The sequence below is a fragment of the Pseudomonas sp. FG6 genome, from assembly GCF_057809015.1.
Window position 1 is genome coordinate 1 of the sequence record NZ_JBMDJD010000031.1, and the last position, 22868, is coordinate 22868.

Genomic DNA, 22868 nt, shown 5'->3' on the forward strand with positions numbered 1-22868 from the left:
TTGCTCAAGTTGCGGGGCTTCAAGTTGCCGCGGCAGATCTTTCTAAGCGGGGGCGGAGCCTAATGGCCGTTACTGAACCCCGGTAGAGCGAAAGACGGGCTGCTTCAGAAGAATGTTTTTTTGCTCATTCATTCTGCGCAGCAAGGCTATCCTGAACCCGCCAACGTCCCCTGAAGGAGAAACCCGGTTGAACGTCGATATCGAGTGTGTGGTGGCAGGCGCCGGCGTGATCGGCCTTGCCGTCGCCAGGGAAATGGCCCGGGCCGGTCGCGAAGTGTTGGTGATCGAGGCCGGTGCAGCCATCGGCACGGGCACCAGTTCGCGCAATTCCGAAGTCATCCACGCCGGCCTCTATTACCCTCCCGGCAGCCTCAAGGCGCAGTTGTGTGTCGAAGGTCGGCGACAGCTGTACGCCTATTGCGACAGCCACGGCGTTGAAACCCGTCGGCTGGGCAAGCTGATCGTGGCCAAGGACCCGGCGCAGTTGGCCGGGCTGCAAACCTTACTGGCCCGTGGCGTGCTCAACGGCGTGGACGACCTGCGTCTGCTCGATCAAGAACAAGCACAGGCGCTGGAACCGGAGCTGGCCTGCGTTGGCGCGTTGTATTCACCGTCCACCGGTATCGTCGATTCACACGCGTTGATGTTGGCCCTGCAGGGCGACGCCGAGGCAGCGGGTGCGAGCATCGCCTTCCACACGCCGTTGTCGAGTGCGCGTGTCACCGCCGAAGGTTTCGTGCTGGAGCTGGCCGGCACGGCGCAGATGAACCTGTCCTGCCGCCAACTGATCAACGCTGGCGGGCTCCAGGCCCCTGCCCTTGCCCGCCGTATCGACGGCTTGGCACCGCAATCGATCCCCCAGGATTACCTGTGCAAGGGCAACTACTTCGCCCTGGCCGGACGTGCGCCCTTCCGGCACCTGGTCTACCCCGCCCCGCAAACCGCCGGCTTGGGCATCCACATGACCCTCGACCTGGCGGGCCAGGCGCGTTTCGGCCCGGACGTCGAGTGGATCGAGCGCGAGGACTACCACGTCGACCCCACCCGGGCCGAGGCCTTTTACCGGGCAATCCGCGATTACTGGCCGGGGCTGCCGGCGCACAGCCTGCAACCGGCCTATAGCGGCATCCGGCCCAAAATCAGCCGCCCCGACGAGCCTGCCCGGGACTTCCTGATCAGCAGCGAAACCGAGCACCAGGTGCCGGGCTTGATCAACCTGTTCGGCATCGAATCACCCGGGCTGACTTCGTGCCTGGCGATCGCCGGACGGGTTCGCCAGTTGCTCGATCACTGAACGACAAATCCCCTTGTGGGAGATTTCAGTCAGGACAACGCAAAGTGCAAGGCGTTTTGCGCCGGCCTCATGCAGCTTGCACGAAGGGTGAACAGAACCGTTCATCCAACCTGCTGTTCTTGAACGCTTTTCCGATCAGTCCGGGCTGGCACGGCTGATGCAATTCACCCCTTACGCGGCGTCGGCGCCTACAGCCTGCCCGCAACCGTGAATTGCCAGGAGCCATGTATGAACGCTATCGACCTGTTGAAAGCCGACCATGAACGCGTCAAAGCCATTCTGACCCAGTTGAGCGACTCCACCGATCGCGCCATCAAGAAGCGCACCGACCTGCTGGCCAAGCTGGAAATGGAAGTGTCGATCCATACCCGCCTGGAGGAAGACATCCTCTACCCAGCCTTCAAGGAAGCCGGCGGCAAGGAGGCGGCGCAAATGTACTACGAGGCCAAGGAAGAACACCGTACCGTCGACTCGCTGGTGTTGCCCGACCTGAAAGCCACCGACCCGTCCCAGCCGGAATTCGCCGGCCGGATGAAAGTGGTCAAGGAACTGCTGGAACACCACATCGAGGAAGAAGAGAAAGAGATGTTTCCTCAAGCCAGGAGACTGCTCGGCAAGGCGAAGCTGGATGCCTTGGGCGAAGAAATGGAAACCATGAAAGCGCAGTTCAAGAAAGAACTCAGCAACCTCGCCGCCTGACCCGGCGCACCGTGCTTCAGCCGTCGTCCGGCGGCTGAAGGCACCGTGCAGCTTATTGCATCTGATCGCGCAGGAACGCCACCAACGCTTGCACCGGTCGAGCACTCTGCCGATGTTGCGGATACACCGCCGACAACGTCAGCGGCTCGGTTTCAAAGCCTTTCAAGACTTGGGTCAAGCGGCCGTCGGCCAGCGCCTGGGCCACGATGAAGGTCGGCAAATAGGTCACGCCCATGCCTGCAATGGCGGCCTCGCGCAGCAGGTCGCCGTTGTTGGCGCGCATGCGTCCGGCGACTTCCAGGGTCAGGGATTTCCCAGCCCCGGCGAACCGCCACTGCACTTGGCGGCTGTGCCCATAAGGCAGGCAGTCATGTTCGCGAAGGTCCTCCGGTCGCGAAGGCGTGCCGCGCCGGGCCAGGTAATCGGGGCTCGCGCAATAGACCCGTTCGATGGTCGCGATGCGCCGGGCGATCAAGGTCGAATCCTCCAGCACGCCGATGCGCAGCGCCAGGTCATAACCCTCCCCCAATAAATCGACCGAGCGATCGCTCAGGTCCACTTCCACGCTGACCCCAGGATGACGTTGCAGGAACAGCGGCAGCAGGCTGCCCAAGTGCGCCACGGCGAAGGACAGCGGCGCGCTGAGGCGCACGGTGCCACGGGGTTCGCTGGTCTGGCCGCTGATGCCTTGCTCCAGTTGTTCGACTTCACCGAGCAGGCGCAGGGCCGATTCGTAGTAGCGCTGCCCAAGGGGTGTGACGTCCAGCCGGCGTGTCGAACGATTGAGCAAGCGCACGCCGAGGCGCTGCTCCAGCGCCATGAGCTTGCGACTGACAAACTGCTTGGACAGCCCGAGCTTGTCCGCCGCCGCCGTGAAACTGCCCGACTCCATGACCTGGGCAAAGATGCGCATTTCTTCGAAGGGGTTCATTGTCACTCCTGGGGTGGACAGTGGGATGTTTTTCCCAGGAATTGTGAGCGGATTCAAGCCTATTTGAAAGAGTTGAGTCTGCCACTACTATCGCGAGCAAACTCCCGAATTCAATGAGTCGTTGTGGCGAGGGAGCTTGCTCCCGCTCGGGCGCGTAGCGGCCGTTCTTTTTGGGGCTGCAAGCAGCCCAGCGGGAGCAAGCTCCCTCGCCACAGGTTCAACTCATACAGCTTACTTGGCCGTCAGCGCCGCATAGCTGTTCATCAGGTTACGGTAGTTCGGAATGCGCTGGGACAACAGGTTGCCCAGGCCTTCGATGTCGTTGCGCCAGTCGCGGTGCAGTTCACAGGCCACCGAGAACCAGTTCATCATCTGCGCACCAGCCGCGGTCATGCGCGCCCAGGCGGCTTGCTGCACAGTTTCGTTGAAGGTGCCCGAGGCGTCGGTCACGACGAACACGTCGAAGCCTTCGGCCAGCGCCGACAGGGTCGGGAACGCCACGCAAACGTCAGTCACCACACCCGCGATGATCAGTTGCTTGCGGCCAGTGGCCTTGATCGCCTTGACGAAGTCTTCGTTGTCCCAGGCGTTGATCTGGCCTGGACGTGGGATGTACGGCGCGTCCGGGAACATTTCCTTGAGTTCCGGCACGAGCGGGCCGTTGGGGCCTTTCTCGAAGCTGGTGGTCAGGATGGTGGGCAGTTCGAAGAATTTCGCCAGGTCGGCCAAGGCCAGGACGTTGTTCTTGAACTCGTTGGGCGAGAAGTCCTGGACCAGGGAAATCAGGCCGGTCTGGTGATCGACCAGCAGGACCACCGCATCGTCCTTGTTCAGACGGTTGTACGCAGGCATGTTGCTCATGGGATGACTCCTTATGCATGGATGTTACAAATCCTTGTGGGAGCAGGCTCGCTCCCACAGGGGGAAAATCAGTGTCTGGGTCAGAAGGCAAAGCAGGAGCAGCCAAACGCGCCCCAGAAACCTTGGAAATCGCTGACCGGAACGTTCGACAACCGCGCGCGTTCATGGCTGTGGGAATGCACGGTGCATGGGCCGCTGCACTGGTGAACCTGGGCCTGCAACGGCGAGGTCGGGCGCCAGTGCCCAGGGACCTTGACCACCGGCGACCAGTCCGGCAGCACCGGAACGCTGGCCGGGCCGAGTTTTTCGAAGTCACCGGCGGCGTACACCACCTTGCCGTCGACCACCGTCAACACCGACTCGATCCACTTGATGGCTTCTTCCTCGACGCTGAAGAAGTCCGCGCTCAAGGCAGCCAGGTCCGCCAGTTGGCCGACCTTGATCTGGCCTTTCTTGCCTTGCTCGGACGAGAACCAGGCGCTTCCGTGGGTGAACAACTCCAGGGCGGTCAGGCGCGGCAGGCCCTCCTCGTGCAGCGAAAGGCCGCCGACCGTGCGACCGCTGACCATCCAGTACAGCGAGGTCCAGGGGTTGTAGCTCGATACTCGGGTCGCATCGGTGCCCGCGCCCACCGGCACGCCTTCGGCCAGCATGCGCTTGATCGGTGGCGTGGCTTCGGCAGCCTTGGCGCCGTAGCGATCGACGAAATACTCACCCTGGAACGCCATGCGGTCCTGGATCGCGATGCCGCCACCCAACGCCCGCACGCGCTCGATGTTCTTCGGCGTGATGGTCTCGGCGTGGTCGAAAAACCACGGCAAGCCGTTGAACGGAATATCGCGGTTGACCTTCTCGAACACGTCGAGCATGCGGCTGATGGACTCGTCATAGGTGGCGTGCAGGCGGAACGGCCAGCGCTGTTCCACCAAATGCCGGACCACCGGCTCAAGATCCTGCTCCATGCCGGGCGGCAGGTCCGGGCGAGGCTCCAGGAAGTCTTCGAAGTCGGCCGCCGAGAACACCAGCATTTCGCCGGCGCCGTTGTGCCGCAGGAAGTCATCGCCCTGGTGCAACTTGACGCTGGCGGTCCAGTTCTTGAAGTCGGTGAGTTCTTCCTTGGGTTTCTGGGTGAACAGGTTGTAGGCGATGCGCACCGTCAACTGTTGCTCGCGGGCCAACTGCTCGATCACCGCGTAGTCGTCCGGGTAGTTCTGGAAACCGCCGCCGGCGTCGATGGCGCTGGTCAGGCCCAAGCGATTGAGTTCACGCATGAACTGGCGCGTGGAGTTGACCTGGTACTCCAGCGGCAGCTTCGGCCCTTTTGCCAGCGTCGAGTAAAGGATCATCGCGTTGGGCCGCGCCACCAGCATGCCGGTGGGCTCGCCCTTGCTGTCACGGACGATCTCGCCGCCCGGCGGGTTCGGCGTGTCGCGGGTGTAGCCGGCTACCCGCAGCGCGGCGCGGTTGAGCAAGGCGCGGTCATACAGGTGCAACACGAACACCGGGGTGTCGGGCGCGGCCTGGTTGAGTTCTTCCAGGGTCGGCATGCGCTTTTCGGCGAACTGGAATTCGTTCCAGCCGCCCACCACGCGCACCCATTGTGGGGTTGGCGTGCGGTCGGCCTGGTCCTTGAGCATGCGCAACGCATCTGCCAGGGACGGCACGCCTTCCCAGCGCAGTTCTAGGTTGTAGTTCAGGCCACCGCGGATCAGGTGCAAGTGCGAGTCGTTGAGCCCGGGGATCACGGTGCGACCCTTGAGGTCGATCACTTGGGTAGCGCTGCCGCGCAGAGCCATGGCTTCGGCATCGGTGCCTACCGCGACGAAGCGCCCCTGGCTGATGGCGACCGCACTGACACGGGGTTTCTCACGGTCGACGGTATGGAACTGGCCATTGAACAGAATCAGATCGGCGTTCATAGAGTTCTCCTTTAACTATCAGAAATCAATACCGTGGCGAGGGAGCTTGCTCCCGCTGGGGCGCGAAGCGGCCCTAAGCTCTTTGGGGTGGCTGCGCCACCCAGCGGGAGCAAGCGCCCTCGCCACACAAGCCTTTCTCGCCACAACGATGTCAGCTAGGACTGCAGGTGCTCGTGGGCCTTCGAGGCCTCCAGCCACGGGGCGAACAGACGCGTCGCCAGCGGCATGCACACGTACACCACCGACAGCACGATGGTCAGGGTGATCAGGAACGTGGCGACCACGTAGTTGGAAAGCAACGCATGCATTTGCAGCACCGGGCCCCAGAGCAGCGGCACCAGCAAGGTATGGGGCAGGATCACCAGCAGCGTCACCACCGACTGTTTCCAGCGCGGCGGCGGTGTGGCGGCATCGGCCAACGGTGCGAACCAGAACTCCTTGTGGGGCGCGACCTCGGTCTGGTCGCCGTCGGCCAGCAAGGGCGTGGCCTCCTCCACCAGTTCCCGGCGCTCGGGCGAATCCAGCCAGCGTTGCATGGCCTCGGTGGAACAGAAACGCAGCACGCAGGTGAACAGCGACAACCCGCCCTGCTTGCCACGGACCACATCCACCCCCAGGTGACCCGGCCACTGGCCAGCCACGCTCACGATGCGACGCAACCAGGCTTCATAGGCCGCGTCCTGACCGGCCTTGATCCGGTGCTTGACCACCAGGGTGACGATTTCGTCGAAGCCGGGCTTGGCGGCGCCCGCTACGGGTTCAAGGGCTTGGGGTTCAGACATGACGGAGCACTCCAGCAAAACGCGCGTTCATCGCCAGGCGCCCGGGCCCGGCGATGAATACGCTGGTAAATACAATCAGCAGCAGCCAACCGAACTGCCCTTCTTCCAGGCTCCACTGCGGGTGCACCACCAGCAGCGCCACGGCCAGCAAGAACAGGATAGGCAGACACGCCAGGCGCACCAGGACACCGACGGCAATCAACAGTGGGCAAAGCACCTCGGCGAAAATCGCCAGCACCAGGGTCGGCGCCGCGCCGAGGTGAAACGGGTCTTCGATCCGGGTCAGCTCGACGCTGTAGTGCAACAGCTTCGGCAGCCCATGGACCCATAGCAGGAACAACGCGCCGCTCAGGCGCAGGAACAACAGGCCCAGGTCCTGCAACGGACGCTCATCGATCATGTTCATCGCTGGGCACCGGCCAAATCCGCATAAGCTGCGACCGGCAATGGTTGGGACATGTGGGTGGCAATGCGCGAACGCAGCCAGCGCTCGGCCGGGTCGTTGTCATGCACGCCGCTCCAGACCATCGACAGTTCGGCGGCATTGATCTCGAACGGCGGGTCCTCGGCACGCAGCGCACACCCTTCCACCAGTGCGCAAGCCGCGTAGTCGGGCACGGTGGCGATCAGTTCGGTGCCGGCAAGCAAGGCCCGCAGCCCACTGAACTGCGGCACCCCCAACACCACCTTGCGGGTGCGGCCGATACGGGCCAGGTCCAGGTCGATGTTGCCGCACAGGTCTCCCGAGAACGACACCATGGCGTGGGGCCGCGCGCAGTACTCGTCCAGGGTCAGCGGCCCCGGACGCTTGTCGCCACGCAAAACCTTGCAGGGAATGTCCCGCAGCTTCTTGCGCTTGGCGTTGGCCGGCAAATCGGTGGTGTAGCTGACGCCGACGCTGATTTCGCCGCTGCCCAGCAGCGACGGCATCAGCAGATAATTGGCTCGGCGCACCACCACGATGATCCCCGGCGCTTCGTCGCGCAGTCGGCTCAACAGCGGTGGGAACAGGCCGAATTCGGCGTCATCGGACAGGCCGATACGGAACACATCGCAACTGGTGGACGGATCGAACGCCTTGGCCCGGCTGACCGCGCTGGAGATGGTGTCCATGGCCGGTTGCAGCTCTTGCAGGATGACCAGGGCCCGAGGGGTCGGCTCCATGCCTCGGCCGTGACGGATCAGCAGCGGGTCATCGAACAGATCCCGCAGTCGCCCCAACGCCGCGCTCACCGCCGGCTGCCCCATGAACAGCTTTTCGGCGACGCGGGTCAGGTTTTTCTCGAACATCAGCGCCTCGAAGATCACCAGCAGGTTCATGTCGAGACGGCGTAAATCGTTGCGGTTCATCGGTTAGAGTCCTGTGGAATGCCGATCTGTGGGAGCGAGCCTGCTCGCGAAGCGTCGGCACATCCGACAACGTCTCAAGCTGACCCACCGCTATCGCGAGCAGGCTCGCTCCCACAGGTTCTGTGGCTCAATCAGCCCTGGATGAACGCCAGCAGGTCGGCGTTCAGCCGATCCTTGTGGGTGTCGGTCAGGCCGTGGGGCGCACCCGGGTAGATCAGCAGCTGCGAATGCTTGAGCAACTGCGCGGCGGCAATGCCGGCGGCTTCGATGGGGACCACCTGGTCGTCATCGCCATGGACCACGAGGGTCGGCACGTCGATGTTGCGCAGGTCCTCGGAAAGGTCGGTCTCCGAAAACGCCTTGATGCAGTCATAGGTGTTCTTGTGGCCCGCGAGCATGCCTTGCATCCAGAACCAGTCGATCATGCCTTGGGACACCTTGGAGCCCGGACGGTTGGCGCCAAAAAACGCGCTGGCCACGTCTTTGTATAGCTGAGAACGGTCAGCCAGGGAGCCCTGGCGCAAACCGTCGAAGACCTCGATCGGCAAGCCGCCGGGGTTGGAGGCGGTCTTGAGCATGAGCGGCGTAACCGCCGAGATCAGCCCCAGCTTGGCGACGCGCGACGCGCCATGGCGGCCGATGTAGCGCGCCACTTCACCACCGCCGGTGGAGAAGCCGAGCAACACGGCGCCCTTCAAATCCAGCCGCTCGATCAACTCGGCCAGGTCATCGGCGTAGGTGTCCATGTCGTTGCCGTCCCAAGGCTGGCTGGAGCGCCCGTGGCCACGGCGATCGTGAGCGATCACCCGGTACCCCTTGGACGCCAGGAACATCATCTGGGCTTCCCAACTGTCCGAGTTCAACGGCCAGCCGTGGCTGAAGACCACCGGTTGACCACTGCCCCAGTCCTTGTAGTAGATCTCTGTGCCGTCGCGGGTGATGAAGGTGCTCATGACGTGACTCCTTGAGGTGGGTGGATCGCTTCATGGTCTGTTCAGAGGGGTGATTGGCGTGAGTTAAACGTTGTTAATTTTTTCGGGACTGGCGTGCTTTCGTGGCGAGGGAGCTTGCTCCCGCTGGGCCGGTCCGCGTTCGGGCGCAGCGGCCCCACGACATTCACCCGGGTATGCCGGATTGATGGGGGATGGGGCTTTTGGGGCCGCTTCGCGGCCCAGCGGGAGCAAGCTCCCTCGCCACGGGGTTCGGCGGCTGGCGAGATGGATGTGGAGACTTCCCGCCGTTGCGCTTGAAGCAAAACCTGAGGAATATGCTCAGGTAAACCCAGGCACCAAGACCGGAAACTTGAGAGCGCCATGAGCCATTACCTCGACTTGTCCGTCGAACAGCCCCTGCATTTCGGCCCCTACCGGGTCCACCCGCGCCAACGCCTGGTGCTGGAGGGTGGGCAGCCGCTGCGCCTGGGGCGACGGGCGGTGGACATCCTGCTGGTGCTGCTCGAACACGCCCCACAGGTGGTGAGCAAGCAACAGCTGATCCCACGCGTATGGCCCAAGAGCGTGGTGGAAGACATCAATCTGCGAGTGCACGTGGCCGCGCTGCGCAAGGCCTTGGGGGATGGTCAGGACGGCCAGCGCTACATCGTCACCGTGGCCCAGCGCGGCTACAGTTTTGTCGCGCCGGTCTCCTCCGCGCCCGCCGAGCAACTGGCACAGATCCCGCCTCCGTCACAGGCACACAACCTGCCACCGCGCCGCAGCCGCATGATCGGACGCCACGCCCTGGTGGACAGCCTGATGGCCCAGTTACCGCGCAAACGCTTCATCACCCTGGTTGGCACCGGCGGCATCGGCAAGACCACCGTGGCTCTGCGGGTGGCCGAACGGTTGATCGGCCATTACCGCGACGGCACGTACCTGCTGGACCTGGCATCGCTCAACGATCCCGCACTGATCGTGCCCAACCTGGCCGCCCTGCTGGAACTCCCGCAACGGGGACGCGACCCGCTGGACAGCATCGCCCGGCAGCTCAAGGAGCGGCACCTGTTGCTGGTGATCGACAACTGCGAGCACTTGATCGACGACGTCGCCGTGCTCTGCGAAACCTTGCTGCGCAGCGCGGCCCACCTGCATATCCTGGCCACCAGCCGCGAAAGCCTACGGGCCGAGGGTGAATACGTGCAGCGCCTGGACGCCCTGGCGTTCCCACCTCGGGAAATGCCCGTCGATGGCTATCCGACCCTGCAGTATCCGGCCCTGCAGCTGTTCGCCGAGCGGGCGATGGCCAGCCAAGAAGGTTTCGAGCTGACCGACCGCGAACTGCCCCTGGTGATCGATATCTGCCAGCGGCTGGACGGCATTCCCCTGGCCATCGAACTGGCAGCGGCGCAGATCGACCGCCTGGGGCTGTCGGCGCTTCATCAGCAGTTGCAAGACAGTGTCGCCTTGCTGCGCAGTGACAAAGGCAATGACAACGAGAGTGACGCCACCCCTCGCCAGCAAACCCTGCACGCCACGCTGGAGTGGAGCTTCGCGCTGCTCACCCCGTGCGAGCAGACCTGCCTGCGACGACTGGGCGTGTTCATGGGCAGCTTCAACCTGGCATCGGCCGCGGCCGTGATCGTCGGCCAGCATGTCGCCCCCGACCAAGTGCTGGTGTCCGTCAGCCAGTTGGTTGCCAAATCATTGCTTAACGTCGAAATCGGCGATGAAGAAGTGCGCTATCACCTGCTGGACACCACCCGCCGCTACGCCCTGGAGAAATTGGCCGAAGCCGGCGAGTTGGCCGCCACCCGGGAGCGCCACGCCGAACGTTGCCTGACCCTCATGGAACTGGCGCAGGCGGAGTGGGAAAACACCCCCACCCGGCTCTGGATCGCCCGGTACGCCAGCTATCGCGACGACATCCGCGCCGCCCTTGACCGGGGGTTGGGTCCGCAGGGCGCCCACGCGGTGGCGATCCGCCTGACGGCCAGCACCCTGCCCCTCTGGCAGGAACTGTCGCTGCTCAAGGAGCACGGACTGTATGTGAACAAGGCGCTGGCGCTGTTGCGGGCCAGCCCCATGCCCTGCCCCCGCCTGAGCCTTGCCCTGGAGCTGGCCCGCGCCACGTTCAACTACCACACCGAAGGCGGTACCCCGGCCACCATCGCCGCGTTCACCACCGCCCGGACGCTGGCGCAACAATGCCAGGACCTGACCGGCGAATTGCGCGCCGTGTCGGGACAGATGACCATCAATCTCAGTCGCGGCCATTACCAACAAGCCCTGGAGCAAAGCCAGGATTTCGACCGGCTGGGCCCGCCTGGCGATCCGACTCTGTCCTTGAGCACCCAGCGCCTGCGGGTGCTGGCGCTGCATTTCACCGGCGACCAGCGCGCCGCCCGACGCGAAGCCGAACAGGTGATCCAACGCCTGGCCCAAAGCGGTCACCTGAGCCGTTTCACCCACGGTTTCGGCGTGCAATACGATCAGAGCGTGGCCGCGCTGACGGTGCTGGCCCGCATACTCTGGCTCCAGGGTTTTGCCGAGAAAGCCCAGCGCACGGCCGATCAGGCCCTGCAGATTGCCTTGCAGATCAACCACGGCATCTCGATCTGCTACACCCTGGCACTGGCCGGTTGTGTGATTGCCCATTACAACGGCGATCACACCACGGCGAGGGAACGACTCGATCTGCTCAAGCAACAGGCCAGCCAGCACGCGGTGTTGCTGTTCCATGACTGGGCCGGTCACTACGAAGCCGCGTTCAAGGGCACGCCCGTGGAGGCGAAACCGACCCACGGGCTGATCCAGGACATCGTCGTCACGTTGCGCGCCGATGCCGTCAGCCCTACGCAAATCGAACGCGCCCGCAACGGCGCCGCCGGCTGGTGCACGGCGGAAGTCTTGCGGGCGGCGGCCGAAACCGCGCTGATGCAGAACGACCCGGTCCAGGCGCAACAAGCCGAAGCGCTGCTGCTGGAAGCCCTGGCCGTGGCCCGTCGGCACCACGCCCTGGCGTGGGAACTGCGCAGTGCCGTGTCCCTGGCCGGCCTGTGGCATCGGCGTGGGCAGGACCAGGCCGCACAGGATCTGCTCGGGCCGCTCTACCGGCGCTTCAGCGAAGGGTTCGACACCCCCGGGTTACGAGAGGCTGGCGCTATGCTGGGGCAACTGGCGCGCCGACTGGCCCCTTGAACGCGGTATATCCCACGCGTCTTGCAGGCGGTAGCGTCGATGGAACAGCGGCCATTGACCACTGCCGCGCAGTTTTTCCAAGGCATAGGCTCGGGTGGTCTGGAGCAGATGGAAGCGCTCCACGCCTGCACCCCGCTGGATCATGACCAGGGATACGTTGACCAGTCGCGACAGCAGCCGATGCACTTGTCCGACACTCAACTGCGCACAACTGATCACGGCCATCGCCGCCTCGAGGGTAAACGGCCCGTCGAATACCGCCAGACGTTGCAAGGCCATTTGCTCCTCGGCCCTCAAGCGTTCGAAGCTTGAGTCCAGCACCGCTTGCAGGCTTTGGTGGCGCGCTACGGCGGTGCGTCGTCCATGGCTCAAGAGCGACAAGCCACACTCCAATTGTTCCAGGACCCCAGCCAGGCCCAGGGCATCGACCTGCACCGCCGCCAGCTCCAACGCCAAGGGCAAACCGTCCAGGCGCTCGCAGATCGAGGCCAGGATCGCCAGATCACGCTCATTGGGCGCATACCCCTGTTGGCGCGCGGCCACCCGCTCAATCAACAACTGCATCGCCGGACACACCGCCATCGGGTACCCCGCCTCATGGGACGGAGCCAACGTGAGGCCAGGCAGTTGCACAACATGCTCCCGGGCCAGATTCAACGGTTCGCGACTGCTCAACAGCAAGGTCACACCGCAGGCCGTTTCGCGCAGTGTCTGCGCCAGTTCGCGACAGGCTTCGACGACCTGCTCGCAGCCATCGAGCACCAGCAGCATCCGACAGTGCGCCAGCCGCTGGCCCAGTGCCGCGGGCTCGACGCCGAGCACGCCGGCCACCTGCACGATTACGCGGGAAGGATCGTCGACAGCGCTCAGGTCAACGAACCAGGCGCCCTCGGAAAAATGTTCGAGCAACAGTTCCGCCACCCGCAACACCACCGTGGTCTTGCCGACGCCGCCGGGCCCCGTCACCGTCACCAGGCGCTGGCGAGGCACGTCCCGCAACAGTCGGCCGAGCAACGGGTCGCGGCCTATCACCGGGCTCAGGCGCACAGGCAGGTTGTGCCGCTCACCGCCCGTCTGCAAGGCCAGGGGCACAGCAAGGCAATAGCCCTGTCGGGGATGATTGAGGATGTAGCGACCGCCGTCGCCGAAGGCCCGCCGCAGTGCTGCGATGTGCACGCGCAGGTTGATCGCCTCGACGACGCTGTCCGGCCAGACGCTGGCAATCAGCGCCTGCTTGCTGACAAAGGTACCGGCGTGCTCGACCAGCACCTGAAGAATGTCCAGGGCCCGTCCACCCAGCGCCAGGGGGACACCGTCACAGGTGACCAGCCGTTGCTGCCGGTAGAAGGCAAACGGACCGAAGCTCACCGCCAACTCGGTATCGGGTTTGACGAAACTGTTCATAGGCGATCGAGCGCCGGATAACCGGTCCGGGCGTGACGCTGCGGCTCACCGAACGCGTCTGCCCCGGCTCCTGCGCATCCTTTCCAGAGGGTTCGTCGTTATCTTGGCAGGCGTGGGCTACAGGACAATGCTGGCACAGGGCGCATCACGGACATCACGGTGCCCTGGACGGACACCGCAGGCTCAACTGAACTGCTGGCGATACTGCGCCGGGGTCAGGCCGAGTTTTTCACTGAACAGCGAACGCATGTGCCGCACGCTGCCGAAACCACTGCGAAACGCCACGGTCTTGAAAGGCAAGTCGGTGCTTTCCAGCAGTTGGCGGGCTCGGTCGATGCGCGCACCTTGCAGGAACTCCATGGGCGTCATATTCACTTCCTTGACGAACATCCGCGCAAAATGACGCGAGCTCATGGTCGCCAGTTCAGCCATGCGCTCGATGGTGAACGGTTCGTCCAAGTGCTCCACTATATAATGCTGGACCCGGGTGATCGCCGATTCCTGTGACGCCACGGCCGCCACCAGCGGGCTGAACTGCGCCTGACCGCCCTGGCGCTTCATCACCACCAGCAACACCTTGGCCACGTCCAGTGCCACATTGCGGCCATGGTCATGCGCGACAATCGACAGGGCCAGGTCGATACCGGCGGTCACGCCACCGGACGTGATCAGCCGCCGGTCCTGCAAGATGATCTTGTCGGTTTCCACCAAAGCCTTGGGAAAACGCAGGACCAAGCGCTCGGTGTAGTGCCAATGGGTGGTGACGCGGTAGCCGTCCAGCAATCCCGCCTCGCCGAGGACAAAAGCACCGGTGCAGATGGAACCGTAGCGCGTGGCCCGTTGCGCCGCGGCCCGCAACCAGATGTGCAGCCCCGGATGCTGGTCGTTATAGGCTCCCGGACCACCCGGCACCAGCAACACGTCATAAGCCGCCCAGGCCTGGTCGATATGGATGTCGGCCTGCACCGTCACGCCATTGGACGCGCGCATGGGGCCGCGCTCGGTTCCCAGGGTCAGCAACTGGTACTGGTGTTGGGGCTCGAGGTAACGATTGGCGATGGAAAACACCTCCATGGGCCCGGCCATGTCGAGCAGCAAGAAATCCGGGAACAGCACCATTGCAACGGTTTTCATGGGAGAAAGACGCCAAAAAATCCAGGGGAACCGCAGCGACAGATAATCCCTTGTGGGAGCGGGCTTGCTCCCACAGGTTCATTGTCAGGCTGAAGTATGCGCATTATGTCGAAGCGAAGCGCCTATCGGTAGGCATGCTGCATTGTCCACCCAAATCGGACAGTCTTTCGTGTTTCAGCCGCTTATTGAATGCACGGATAACCATTAATCTTCTTCTGAACCCGGCGAACGGCCACAGCCACCGCCCACAGACACCAGGAGAACCACCATGCTGACCCTTCGCAAAGCTTCGGACCGCGGTATCGCCCGTCACGGCTGGCTGACCTCGTTCCACACCTTTTCCTTTGCCAATTACCGTGACCTCAACCAGCAGGGTTTCTCCGACCTGCTGGTCATCAATGACGACCGCGTCGCCCCCGCCAAGGGTTTCGGCCAGCACCCGCACCGGGACATGGAGATCTTTTCCTATGTGCTCGAAGGCGCACTGGAGCACAAGGACACCCTGGGCACGGGCTCGGTCATTCGCCCCGGTGACGTGCAACTGATGAGCGCCGGCAGCGGTGTGGCCCACAGCGAGTTCAATCACAGCGCGGACGAGCTCGTGCACTTTCTGCAAATCTGGATCGTGCCCAACGTCAGCGGCGCCACGCCGCGCTATCAGCAGCAGCACTTCAGCGCCGAACACAAGCGCGGACGCCTGCAGTTGATCATCTCGCCGGACGGTGCCGATGGCTCGCTCCAGGTCCGCCAGGATGCACGGGTCTACGCCGGGCTGTTCGACGGACAACAGAGCGCGACCTTGACGCTGGCACCTGATCGCTATGCCTACGTGCACGTAGCCCGCGGCAACGTCGAGCTGAACGGACTGTCGTTGCAACAAGGCGATGGGGTGCGGGTGCGCGAGGAGCAGGCACTGACGTTGAGCAACGGCGTGGATGCCGAGGTGCTGGTCTTTGACCTGCGGCCGAACGAGTTGCCGCAGATGCCGTGAAACAAAGCCCGCTACGCAAACGCCCGCGGCAAGGTTCAGAGCCTTGCCGCGGGCGTTTGCGTATTGTCACGAGGCATAACGATCTATAAAGTTCTGTTTCAGAATGTGATTCCGATCAGCGGTCGCTCCATGCTCCATTGGCGAATTGTTGACGAACCGTTACATACCCGGCAAAATCATTCCACTTTGCCATCATTATTCCTAATTTGCTGGTTTCATGGACGAAAAGCATGAAAAAGGTTATAGCAATCGCCGCCCTGTCTATAACGTGCTTTGCGACAGCAGATGTTCAGAAAATCCAGTATGCCTACGACGACTCGGATGCCGAGTACTCGATTGTTTCGTTCATTAAAAGCGATACTGCCATCCAGGCCATCGTACGAAGAGCGGGCAAGTACTTCACCAGTTATACAAAACTGGAACTTGACTGTGCCCATCGAAATGTTCGCCAGATGGGCATGTACAACAGCCTGGAACGCCTGGAAAAAGCTCAGTTCGACCAGATGCAAGGGCGCATCATCGACGGCTCGATAGCCGATGAAGTTAGCAAGTTGCTCTGCAAGGGAACGTTGACTGCTTCGCAGAGTAAAGACCTGTCGGCAGACGAACAAGCGGACGACAGAACCTGACACCTTCGTCTCTAGCCTGGGGCGTCAATCATTCGCCCCCGCGCGAAGGCCATTACAGAGCGAAGACTCTGACAAGGATGTTTTTTGTATTAAATGACGAGCCCCGTCAGCCGATACAGATAAACCTCCCTATCTCTGCACAGACAGAGAAAGGAATCTGATCCATAGCCTGAAGTCCCCGCCTCTCGTTAGGCGGGTTAGGAATACTCATGCACGCAAGAAAGTTATTCGAGCTTTTAATGTCAGCGGTGTTTTATACGCTGGTTTCGCTACTGTGGTTTGTCTATGCCGTTCCGGAAATGATCGAAGAAGGCTCCGATCTTTCATTGATCATGGCCGCGACAGGGTCGCTCATCTGGTTGTGCTCTTCGGGTTGCATCGTCCTGTACGTGATCCAGAAGACGCGCTCAACCAACCATCCATGACGAGGGACTGCCCGCTTGAACAACGGATCAAGCCCCTCGCCAGCAAAATCAACCCTGCCCTGGCGAGGCCGCCTCACCGCGACGCCTGCTTGCGCTCGAATGTCGAACGATAGCTGCCCGGCGGCACACCGAAGAAATCCCGAAAACGCCGCTGAAAATGCGGCGAGCTGACAAAACCCGTTGCCACGGCTATTTCTGTCACGGACCGATTGGTCTGCTGGATGAGTTGACGCGCCCGCGTCAACCGCAGCTCCAGGTAATAGCGCGTCGGGGTGGCGCCCAAGAAGCGGCAGAAACGCCGCTCCAACTGGCGCTTGGAAATCTTCACGCAGGCTGCCAGTTCATCGACGGTCAGCGGCTCTTCGACGTTTTGCCACATCAGTTCCAGCGCCAGCTTCAGGCTTTCCGGCAAGGTCGGGTCCGTCTCGACGAAGACCGGCGGCAAGTCTGACGCATCGCCCGATTCATCGCAGCGCAGGATTTCCTCGATAGCACCCACCAGTGCCGCGCCTCCCGTCTGGCGGATCAGCTGGAGCATCATGCGCAGCGAACTGTTCGCCCCCGCACAACTGATCCGCTCGCGGTCCACGACGTAGGCGCGACTGGACACCTTCACATGGGGGAAGACCTCCGCCATCATGGCCCGGCTTTCCGGGTGGACCGCGCATTCGAAACCGTCCAGCAGGTTGGCGTCGGCGACAAAAAAGACCCCGTTCCACAACCCCCCCAGGATCGCCCCCGAGGCCGCGTTGGCGCGCAGCTTGCGTCGCAGCAGCGGATTGCCCTGCAATTTCACCCGAAAACCACCGGCGACGATCAGCACATCCTGGTTTTCCGGCAGTTGCCCGATCTCGATGTCGGTCGAGATCACGATGCCCAGGTCGCTCGTCACCTGCCCTCCGGAAACCCCGACCGTCAGCACCTGATAGAGGGGCCGGTCGCTCATCAGGTTGGCGGTCACCAGCGCATCCACCGCACCGGTAAAGGACATCATCGAGAAGTTATCCATCAACACAAACGCGACGCGGATCGGCGCCTGGTCGGCCGCCGCCGACCCGATCGGCCGATAAGCCATGTTCTTGTTCTTAAGTACGCTCTCGAATGCGCTTGGCATAGGGCCTCGTTATGACATGAAGACAATCGGGACTTGCCTGGTGCCTGCACCGTAGCCAACAAACGCGGGCATGCGGACACCCTTGCTATCTTCCAGATTCGCCACGACGGCTGCAATCGCATGACCGACAACTTCCGGGCGTTCCTAAAGTGAATACGACCTTGGTCGATAAACTGGAAGTGGCATAAGCGCTTTCCCCGTCCAAAAACTCGCAATGCGCACCGCTGCTGTTTCCGCCGTCCCAACACTTATAAATACCCGCGGGAGAAGTCATGAATATCAAACAGAAGCTGACATGGGCGTTCGCGGCCATCGCCTGCCTCCCGGTTATCCTGGTGGCAGTGCTCGTCGTATTGAACCTGCGCGACGCCGCAAAGGCCAACTTCCTGGACAGCAGCGGTCGTGAGATCCGCCAGATCGACAATGGCATGAAGCAGTTTTTCGATGCCATCAGCCAGAACGTCGAATTCTTCGCCAAGGACCCCCGGGTCATTGCAGCCAAGGGGCTGAAGAACTACTCCAGCGCCGACGCCGCGCAACAGCCCTTCCCCGAGATCAACCAGCAGCTTCTGGACATCTTCGAAAAGTTCGCCAAGAGCCACCCAACGACCGCCTACCTTTCCGTGGGCATGAACGACGGCGGCTACGCCAGTTGGCCTGACGATCCCAAAATGGCCAACTACGACCCGCGCGTGCGCCCATGGTACAAAGCCGCCATGGCGACACCGGGCGCCACGGCGCGCACGAATGCCTACTACTGGGCACCTGACGATGTGTCCCTGATCGGCACCGTACAAACGGTTTCCGATGCCAGCGGCAAACCCGTGGGCGTGGTCTGCCTGGACGTGTCGCTCAAGCAGCTCACCGAGCTGGTGAAGAACATCAAGCTCGGCGAGAGCGGCTACCTGATGCTGGTGGAAGCCAACGGTAACGTCCTGGTGGACCCGGCCGATGCCAAGCACAACTTCAAGCCCCTGGCCGACCTCGGTCCCAACTACGCCGAACTGGCCAAGAGCAGCGACGGCGTGACCCAGATCGAGATCGACGGCGTACCGTACATGGCCAACGTGGTCAGTTCCAAAGGCCTGGGCTGGCGCTTCATCGGCCTGATCAAGCGTGACGAGGTGATGGCCGAGGCCTCGAGCCTGACTTGGCTGATCGCCGTCATCGCTGCCGCCCTGGCTGTGGTGTTCGCCATCGTCGGCGCCAGTTTCGCCGGTGTGATCGTGCGGCCGATTCGCGGTGTTGCCAATGGCCTGCAGGAAATCGCCGAAGGTGAAGGTGACCTCACCCGCCAGCTGTCTGTGCAAGGCAAGGATGAAACCGCCACCCTGGCCAGTTGGTTCAACCAGTTCCTGGGCATGATCGCCCAACTGGTACAACGCATCGGCAGCGCCTCTACCGACTTGCAAAGTGCCGCAGCCGACACCAGCGATGTGGCCCAGAACATGAACGAAGCGGCCGGACGCCAGCGCCAGGCGGTGGAACTGGTCAGCACCGCGTTCAACGAAATGGTCGCCACCGCCAACGAAGTGGCCCGCTCCTGCAGCCAGGCGGCGTCCAGCGCAGACGCCGGCTACCGCGATGTACACGACGGCCAACATCACATCGGCGAGGCTACCGGCAGCGTGCTGAAACTCAGCGAAGACCTGCAACAATCGACCCAGACCATGCAGGCGCTGGAGCAGGACAGCAAGAACATCAACACCATCCTCGATACCATTCGCTCGATCGCCGAACAGACCAACCTGCTGGCCCTCAACGCCGCCATTGAAGCAGCGCGGGCCGGCGACCAGGGTCGCGGCTTTGCCGTCGTGGCCGACGAGGTCCGGGCCCTGGCACGGCGCACCGCCGACTCCACCGGCGAGATCGACAGCCTGCTGGGCAACCTCGCCCGCCGCACCCAGGAAGTGACCCAGCAGATGCAAAGCAGCCTGCAAGTGTCCCAGACCAGCGTCGAACGCATCCAGCAAGCCCGCGACAGCTTCGACAAGATCCGCACCTCCGTGGACTCGATTCGCGACCAGAACACCCAGATCGCCACGGCCGCCGAGGAACAGCACCAAGTGGCCGAGGACATCAACCGGCACATCGCGCAGATCCACGCTGACGCGCAGCTGGTCGAAGAGTTTGCCCACTCGGCGCAGACCGGCTCGGGGCGCTTGACCGATATTTCCGGTCAGCTCAAGGGGTTGGTAGGGCGCTTCAAGTTCTAGATCGGAAGAGCCAGGGACGGCCTCCTCCACCCTCCAAGATCCTTTCGCTCCAGTGCGATACTGTAGCGCAACCGGTCACAGGCGATCCCCGCCGAATGCAAGAAGCCCAGCATTGAGCTGGGCTTCGACCTTGAGCACTTACTTCAGATAACCCGTTCGGCGCAGCCGCAGGCTGTAGAGCCAGACGGCAATCAGAAGACCTGCCTGCAAGATGGCCGGCAGCAAATACCAGACAACCTGCGCGTACAAACTGAATGGCCGATCAAGGCGCCGCGCTCGAGAAATCGCCTAGATTTTCAGGTTTTTGGTGAAGAACCTGGTCATCGCATCGAATGGGATTTTGTCCTTCTGATCATACAGATCGACATGAGTAGCACCTTTGACGATCAGCAGTTCCTTCGGTTGTTCTGCCGCGGCGTAAGCGGTTTCAGAGAAATAACGCGAGTGAGCTTTTTCGCCGTGTACGAACAGGATCGGGCGCGGCGAAATCTCTTTGATATAGCTCAGGATCGGCATGTTCATGAACGCCTGCGGCGTGGTGACCGACCAGGCGTTGCCCGAATTGACCGCTCGCGGGTGGTAGCCGCGCGGCGTCACGTAATAGTCGGCGTACTCGACCAGGAACTGCGCTTCGCCGCCTTTGAGCTTGTTGTAGGCCGGTTGATAAGCTGGTTTCCCATTTGCTGCGTCTACCCAGCGCTGGCGGCTCATCTGATCCAGCGCCTGCGCACGCTGCTCGGGCGTGACGCTGTCGTTGTAGCCCTTGGACATGACCCGGCTCATGTCGTACATGGTGCTGGCGACGACAGCCTTGACACGTTTGTCAGCTGCCACCGCGTTCAACGCCATGCCGCCCATACCGCAGATGCCGATCATGCCAATACGCTCGCGATCAACGTAGGACTGCAGACCGATGAAATCCACCGCCGCCATAAAGTCTTCAGTGTTGATGTCCGGCGAGGCAATGTTGCGTGGCTCGCCACCACTTTCGCCGGTATAGGAAGGGTCGAAGGCCAGTGTGACGAAGCCGCGCTCAGCCATGGTCTGTGCATACAGACCGGCAGCTTGCTCTTTCACCGCGCCGAATGGGCCACCGACCACGATAGCCGCCAGACGCTCATCGCCACGGTTTTTTGGCAGATAGACATCGGCCGCGAGCGTGATCCCATAGCGGTTCTTGAAGGTCACTTTCTGGTGATCAACCTTGTCACTCTTGGGAAAGGTTTTGTCCCACGCCTGAACCAGGTGCGTTGAAGGATCAGCGGTGCTGGCCTGAGACTGCGCTGTGGCCGACTCTATGCCCATCATCGCCACGGCAAAGGCCAGGACTGTCACTTTGAAAACACTTTTAGCGGAGAAATTGGGGGTCATGACTCTGTTCCTATCAGTGATTGTAAGTAGAGCTGTCTTAAAGCGCGTGCATGAGAATTTCGGTCACAACACGCGCAGGGTAAGCCTCTGCGATGCCGAACGCTTTTACGTTTACCTGGACGTTATCGACGATTGCAGGCAAGTCCGACTCCTCGATACCCAACTGTCCCAGCCGCGTAGGCGTGCCGATTTCATCGAACCAGCGCTCCAAAGCGGGGTTGCGAGGTGTTCACCGATGGTGGGTTGGGTTGTGAAAGGTAAAGTGTTCCATCTCTGGCTCCTTCATATGAGTTGAATCGTTGGAGGTGTCGTGGTTGGTTTTTCGCTGAGTCAATGCTCAGAGGACGGCAGTGCATCACCAGCAGGACGCCATAACGTCTGCGGGACGAAGTTCAATTCACTGGCAGCAGCTTTGTTCGCTGATCGGCTGGCGAGAAAAGCAAGAACTGCAGTGGCTGCGAGCAAAAGCGCACTCGTTTCAAAGGTCGCTCGATAGCCCAACACGTCGAAAATAATCCCGCCGACGGTGCCTCCCAGTGCGATGGCTAACTGGCAGATGGCTACAAACAAGCCTCCGCCCGCCTCAACGTCATCCGGCACTACGCGTGCTATCCATGTGAACCAAGCAACGGGCGTTGCAGTGGCAATCAGGCCCCATAGCGCCAATAGCGCCGCTGTGGCGAGCAGTGAATGCCCAAACATCACGAGTGCAATCGCGATCGCCGCCATCACGATCGGCACACTGATAAGCGTGCGGTACAGGCCGTTACCTTCAAGGAAGGGACCGATCAAGAAGGTACCTGCCAGGCCGCCCGCGCCAATCAGCAGCAATACGAAGGAGATCATCGACACATCCAGACGCGTGACTGCTTCGAGGAAAGGTCGCAGGTAGGTGAAGAGCATGAACTGCCCCATGAAGAAACCTGCCACAGCAAGCATCCCAAGTGCGATTGGTGGCTTTTTGAGAAGCAGCAGAACATTGCCGCTTCCAGGCGATGTATCGCGTGGAGCCAGCTTGGGCATGCTGAACATCAGCCATGCCAATGCGATCATTGCGACGGGCACGACGGTGAAAAAGGCCCATCGCCAGCCGATGTAGGCTCCCAGATAGCTACCCACTGGAGCGGCGATAACTGTCGCCAGCGCGTTCCCACCGTTGACCAGAGCCAAGGCTCGTGGAACATGATTTGCGGGGACCAGGCGAATGGATGTAGCGGCGCTCAGCGACCAAAAACCGCCAATTGCCACTCCAATAAGCGCGCGCCCGGCCATGAAGGTCTCGTAGTTTGCAGCGAAGGCAACGACGGTCCCGGAAATGACCATGATGATCATCATCGACAGCAACAGCCTCTTGCGTTCGACCTTCGCCGCGACAGGCGCAATCAGTAATGCCGTCATCAGCGCGAACAGCCCCGATACCGAGATGCCCATGCCTGCCTGGCCCTCCGTGAGCTGCAGGTCAGTCGCTACCGGTGTAAGCAGACTCACCGGCATGAATTCAGAGGCGACCAAGGCGAACGCAGCCAGGGACATCGCCATTACGGCCCCCCAGGCTTTTGGACTTTCTCCATCAGCAGGAGTGGAAAGAGGGGTTGATAACACAGGCGTCTAT

General features: G+C 62.1%; 19 protein-coding genes and 1 pseudogene. 8 read left to right on the top strand and 12 right to left on the bottom strand.

What is annotated here, in order from left to right:
* Positions 1-187 precede the first annotated feature (187 nt).
* Both ACODSJ_RS19045 and ACODSJ_RS19050 read left to right on the top strand, forming a co-directional pair.
* Complete coding sequence (locus ACODSJ_RS19045) at positions 188-1294, top strand: NAD(P)/FAD-dependent oxidoreductase (protein WP_489103205.1); 1107 nt, start codon at positions 188-190, stop codon at positions 1292-1294.
* Between the two features lie 228 nt (positions 1295-1522).
* Positions 1523-1993: a PA2171 family ribosome-binding persister protein gene (locus ACODSJ_RS19050; protein WP_489103206.1), complete on the top strand. Its 471-nt coding sequence runs from the start codon at positions 1523-1525 to the stop codon at positions 1991-1993.
* A gap of 52 nt (positions 1994-2045) precedes the next feature.
* Here the strand turns inward: ACODSJ_RS19050 and ACODSJ_RS19055 are convergent, their stop codons facing one another.
* The 7 genes from ACODSJ_RS19055 to ACODSJ_RS19085 all read right to left on the bottom strand — a co-directional run bounded on the left by ACODSJ_RS19055 (position 2046) and on the right by ACODSJ_RS19085 (position 8789).
* The gene (locus ACODSJ_RS19055; protein ID WP_489103207.1) at positions 2046-2924 is read right to left on the bottom strand and encodes a LysR family transcriptional regulator; all 879 of its coding nucleotides are present in this window, start codon (positions 2922-2924) and stop codon (positions 2046-2048) included.
* A gap of 231 nt (positions 2925-3155) precedes the next feature.
* Positions 3156-3776, bottom strand: coding sequence for an isochorismate family cysteine hydrolase YcaC (gene ycaC, locus ACODSJ_RS19060; protein WP_489103250.1), 621 nt, complete (start codon positions 3774-3776; stop codon positions 3156-3158).
* Between the two features lie 89 nt (positions 3777-3865).
* Positions 3866-5704, bottom strand: a complete 1839-nt coding sequence (locus tag ACODSJ_RS19065) for an amidohydrolase (protein ID WP_489103208.1) — start codon at positions 5702-5704, stop codon at positions 3866-3868.
* A gap of 155 nt (positions 5705-5859) precedes the next feature.
* Positions 5860-6486, bottom strand: a complete 627-nt coding sequence (locus tag ACODSJ_RS19070; RefSeq protein WP_489103209.1) for an antibiotic biosynthesis monooxygenase — start codon at positions 6484-6486, stop codon at positions 5860-5862.
* Positions 6479-6892 (bottom strand): DoxX family protein, encoded by a 414-nt coding sequence (locus ACODSJ_RS19075; RefSeq protein WP_489103210.1) that lies wholly within the window; start codon positions 6890-6892, stop codon positions 6479-6481. The genes ACODSJ_RS19070 and ACODSJ_RS19075 overlap by 8 nt, the downstream gene beginning before the upstream one ends.
* Positions 6889-7836, bottom strand: a complete 948-nt coding sequence (locus ACODSJ_RS19080; RefSeq protein WP_489103211.1) for a LysR substrate-binding domain-containing protein — start codon at positions 7834-7836, stop codon at positions 6889-6891. Before ACODSJ_RS19080 ends, ACODSJ_RS19075 begins: the two co-directional genes overlap by 4 nt.
* A 131-nt stretch (positions 7837-7967) precedes the next feature.
* A complete protein-coding gene (locus tag ACODSJ_RS19085) occupies positions 7968-8789 on the bottom strand; it encodes an alpha/beta fold hydrolase (protein WP_489103212.1) in 822 nt (273 codons plus the stop codon).
* A gap of 360 nt (positions 8790-9149) precedes the next feature.
* Between ACODSJ_RS19085 and ACODSJ_RS19090 the strand changes: the two genes are divergently transcribed.
* On the top strand, positions 9150-11972 hold the full coding sequence (locus ACODSJ_RS19090) for an ATP-binding protein (protein ID WP_489103213.1): 2823 nt from the start codon (positions 9150-9152) through the stop codon (positions 11970-11972).
* Here the strand turns inward: ACODSJ_RS19090 and ACODSJ_RS19095 are convergent.
* Positions 11919-13376 carry an ATP-binding protein gene (locus ACODSJ_RS19095; RefSeq protein WP_489103214.1) on the bottom strand — a complete coding sequence of 486 codons (1458 nt, stop codon included), beginning with the start codon at positions 13374-13376 and terminating at the stop codon, positions 11919-11921. The two genes, ACODSJ_RS19090 and ACODSJ_RS19095, sit on opposite strands and share 54 nt — an antisense overlap.
* 183 nt (positions 13377-13559) lie before the next feature.
* The gene (locus tag ACODSJ_RS19100; RefSeq protein ID WP_489103215.1) at positions 13560-14510 is read right to left on the bottom strand and encodes a GlxA family transcriptional regulator; all 951 of its coding nucleotides are present in this window, start codon (positions 14508-14510) and stop codon (positions 13560-13562) included.
* A 268-nt stretch (positions 14511-14778) separates the two neighbouring features.
* Between ACODSJ_RS19100 and ACODSJ_RS19105 the strand changes: the two genes are divergently transcribed.
* From ACODSJ_RS19105 to ACODSJ_RS19115, 3 genes are all read left to right on the top strand, one after another.
* On the top strand, positions 14779-15501 hold the full coding sequence (locus ACODSJ_RS19105) for a pirin family protein (RefSeq protein ID WP_489103216.1): 723 nt from the start codon (positions 14779-14781) through the stop codon (positions 15499-15501).
* 230 nt (positions 15502-15731) lie between these two features.
* A complete protein-coding gene (locus ACODSJ_RS19110) occupies positions 15732-16130 on the top strand; it encodes a hypothetical protein (RefSeq protein WP_489103217.1) in 399 nt (132 codons plus the stop codon).
* 209 nt (positions 16131-16339) lie between these two features.
* Positions 16340-16555, top strand: a complete 216-nt coding sequence (locus ACODSJ_RS19115) for a hypothetical protein (protein WP_489103218.1) — start codon at positions 16340-16342, stop codon at positions 16553-16555.
* Between the two features lie 73 nt (positions 16556-16628).
* Here the strand turns inward: ACODSJ_RS19115 and ACODSJ_RS19120 are convergent, their stop codons facing one another.
* Positions 16629-17669, bottom strand: a complete 1041-nt coding sequence (locus ACODSJ_RS19120) for a GlxA family transcriptional regulator (protein WP_489103219.1) — start codon at positions 17667-17669, stop codon at positions 16629-16631.
* 272 nt (positions 17670-17941) lie between these two features.
* Between ACODSJ_RS19120 and ACODSJ_RS19125 the strand changes: the two are divergent.
* Both ACODSJ_RS19125 and ACODSJ_RS19130 read left to right on the top strand, forming a co-directional pair.
* Positions 17942-19024, top strand: a pseudogene (locus tag ACODSJ_RS19125) (HAMP domain-containing protein); the annotation flags it as partial.
* A 93-nt stretch (positions 19025-19117) separates the two neighbouring features.
* The gene (locus ACODSJ_RS19130) at positions 19118-19885 is read left to right on the top strand and encodes a methyl-accepting chemotaxis protein (RefSeq protein ID WP_489103251.1); all 768 of its coding nucleotides are present in this window, start codon (positions 19118-19120) and stop codon (positions 19883-19885) included.
* A gap of 288 nt (positions 19886-20173) precedes the next feature.
* Here the strand turns inward: ACODSJ_RS19130 and ACODSJ_RS19135 are convergent, their stop codons facing one another.
* Both ACODSJ_RS19135 and ACODSJ_RS19140 read right to left on the bottom strand, forming a co-directional pair.
* Positions 20174-21256: an alpha/beta hydrolase gene (locus tag ACODSJ_RS19135; RefSeq protein WP_489103220.1), complete on the bottom strand. Its 1083-nt coding sequence runs from the start codon at positions 21254-21256 to the stop codon at positions 20174-20176.
* Positions 21257-21586: 330 nt separating this feature from the next.
* Positions 21587-22795, bottom strand: coding sequence for an MFS transporter (locus tag ACODSJ_RS19140; RefSeq protein WP_489103221.1), 1209 nt, complete (start codon positions 22793-22795; stop codon positions 21587-21589).
* Between the last annotated feature and the right edge of the window lie 73 nt (positions 22796-22868).

Bases quoted from the DNA above. Each gene is read 5' to 3' on its own strand.
- ACODSJ_RS19065 (WP_489103208.1), bottom strand. From the start codon at position 5,704: ATGAACGCCGATCTGATTCTGTTCAATGGCCAGTTCCATACCGTCGAC.
- ACODSJ_RS19055 (WP_489103207.1), bottom strand. From the start codon at position 2,924: ATGAACCCCTTCGAAGAAATGCGCATCTTTGCCCAGGTCATGGAGTCG.
- ACODSJ_RS19075 (WP_489103210.1), bottom strand. From the start codon at position 6,892: ATGAACATGATCGATGAGCGTCCGTTGCAGGACCTGGGCCTGTTGTTC.
- ACODSJ_RS19135 (WP_489103220.1), bottom strand. From the start codon at position 21,256: ATGACCCCCAATTTCTCCGCTAAAAGTGTTTTCAAAGTGACAGTCCTG.
- ACODSJ_RS19080 (WP_489103211.1), bottom strand. From the start codon at position 7,836: ATGAACCGCAACGATTTACGCCGTCTCGACATGAACCTGCTGGTGATC.
- ACODSJ_RS19140 (WP_489103221.1), bottom strand. From the start codon at position 22,795: ATGGCGATGTCCCTGGCTGCGTTCGCCTTGGTCGCCTCTGAATTCATG.
- ACODSJ_RS19095 (WP_489103214.1), bottom strand. From the start codon at position 13,376: ATGAACAGTTTCGTCAAACCCGATACCGAGTTGGCGGTGAGCTTCGGT.
- ACODSJ_RS19115 (WP_489103218.1), top strand. From the start codon at position 16,340: ATGCACGCAAGAAAGTTATTCGAGCTTTTAATGTCAGCGGTGTTTTAT.
- ACODSJ_RS19050 (WP_489103206.1), top strand. From the start codon at position 1,523: ATGAACGCTATCGACCTGTTGAAAGCCGACCATGAACGCGTCAAAGCC.
- ACODSJ_RS19070 (WP_489103209.1), bottom strand. From the start codon at position 6,486: ATGTCTGAACCCCAAGCCCTTGAACCCGTAGCGGGCGCCGCCAAGCCC.
- ACODSJ_RS19090 (WP_489103213.1), top strand. From the start codon at position 9,150: ATGAGCCATTACCTCGACTTGTCCGTCGAACAGCCCCTGCATTTCGGC.
- ACODSJ_RS19100 (WP_489103215.1), bottom strand. From the start codon at position 14,510: ATGAAAACCGTTGCAATGGTGCTGTTCCCGGATTTCTTGCTGCTCGAC.
- ACODSJ_RS19120 (WP_489103219.1), bottom strand. From the start codon at position 17,669: ATGCCAAGCGCATTCGAGAGCGTACTTAAGAACAAGAACATGGCTTAT.
- ACODSJ_RS19085 (WP_489103212.1), bottom strand. From the start codon at position 8,789: ATGAGCACCTTCATCACCCGCGACGGCACAGAGATCTACTACAAGGAC.
- ycaC (WP_489103250.1), bottom strand. From the start codon at position 3,776: ATGCCTGCGTACAACCGTCTGAACAAGGACGATGCGGTGGTCCTGCTG.
- ACODSJ_RS19105 (WP_489103216.1), top strand. From the start codon at position 14,779: ATGCTGACCCTTCGCAAAGCTTCGGACCGCGGTATCGCCCGTCACGGC.
- ACODSJ_RS19130 (WP_489103251.1), top strand. From the start codon at position 19,118: ATGAACGAAGCGGCCGGACGCCAGCGCCAGGCGGTGGAACTGGTCAGC.
- ACODSJ_RS19110 (WP_489103217.1), top strand. From the start codon at position 15,732: ATGAAAAAGGTTATAGCAATCGCCGCCCTGTCTATAACGTGCTTTGCG.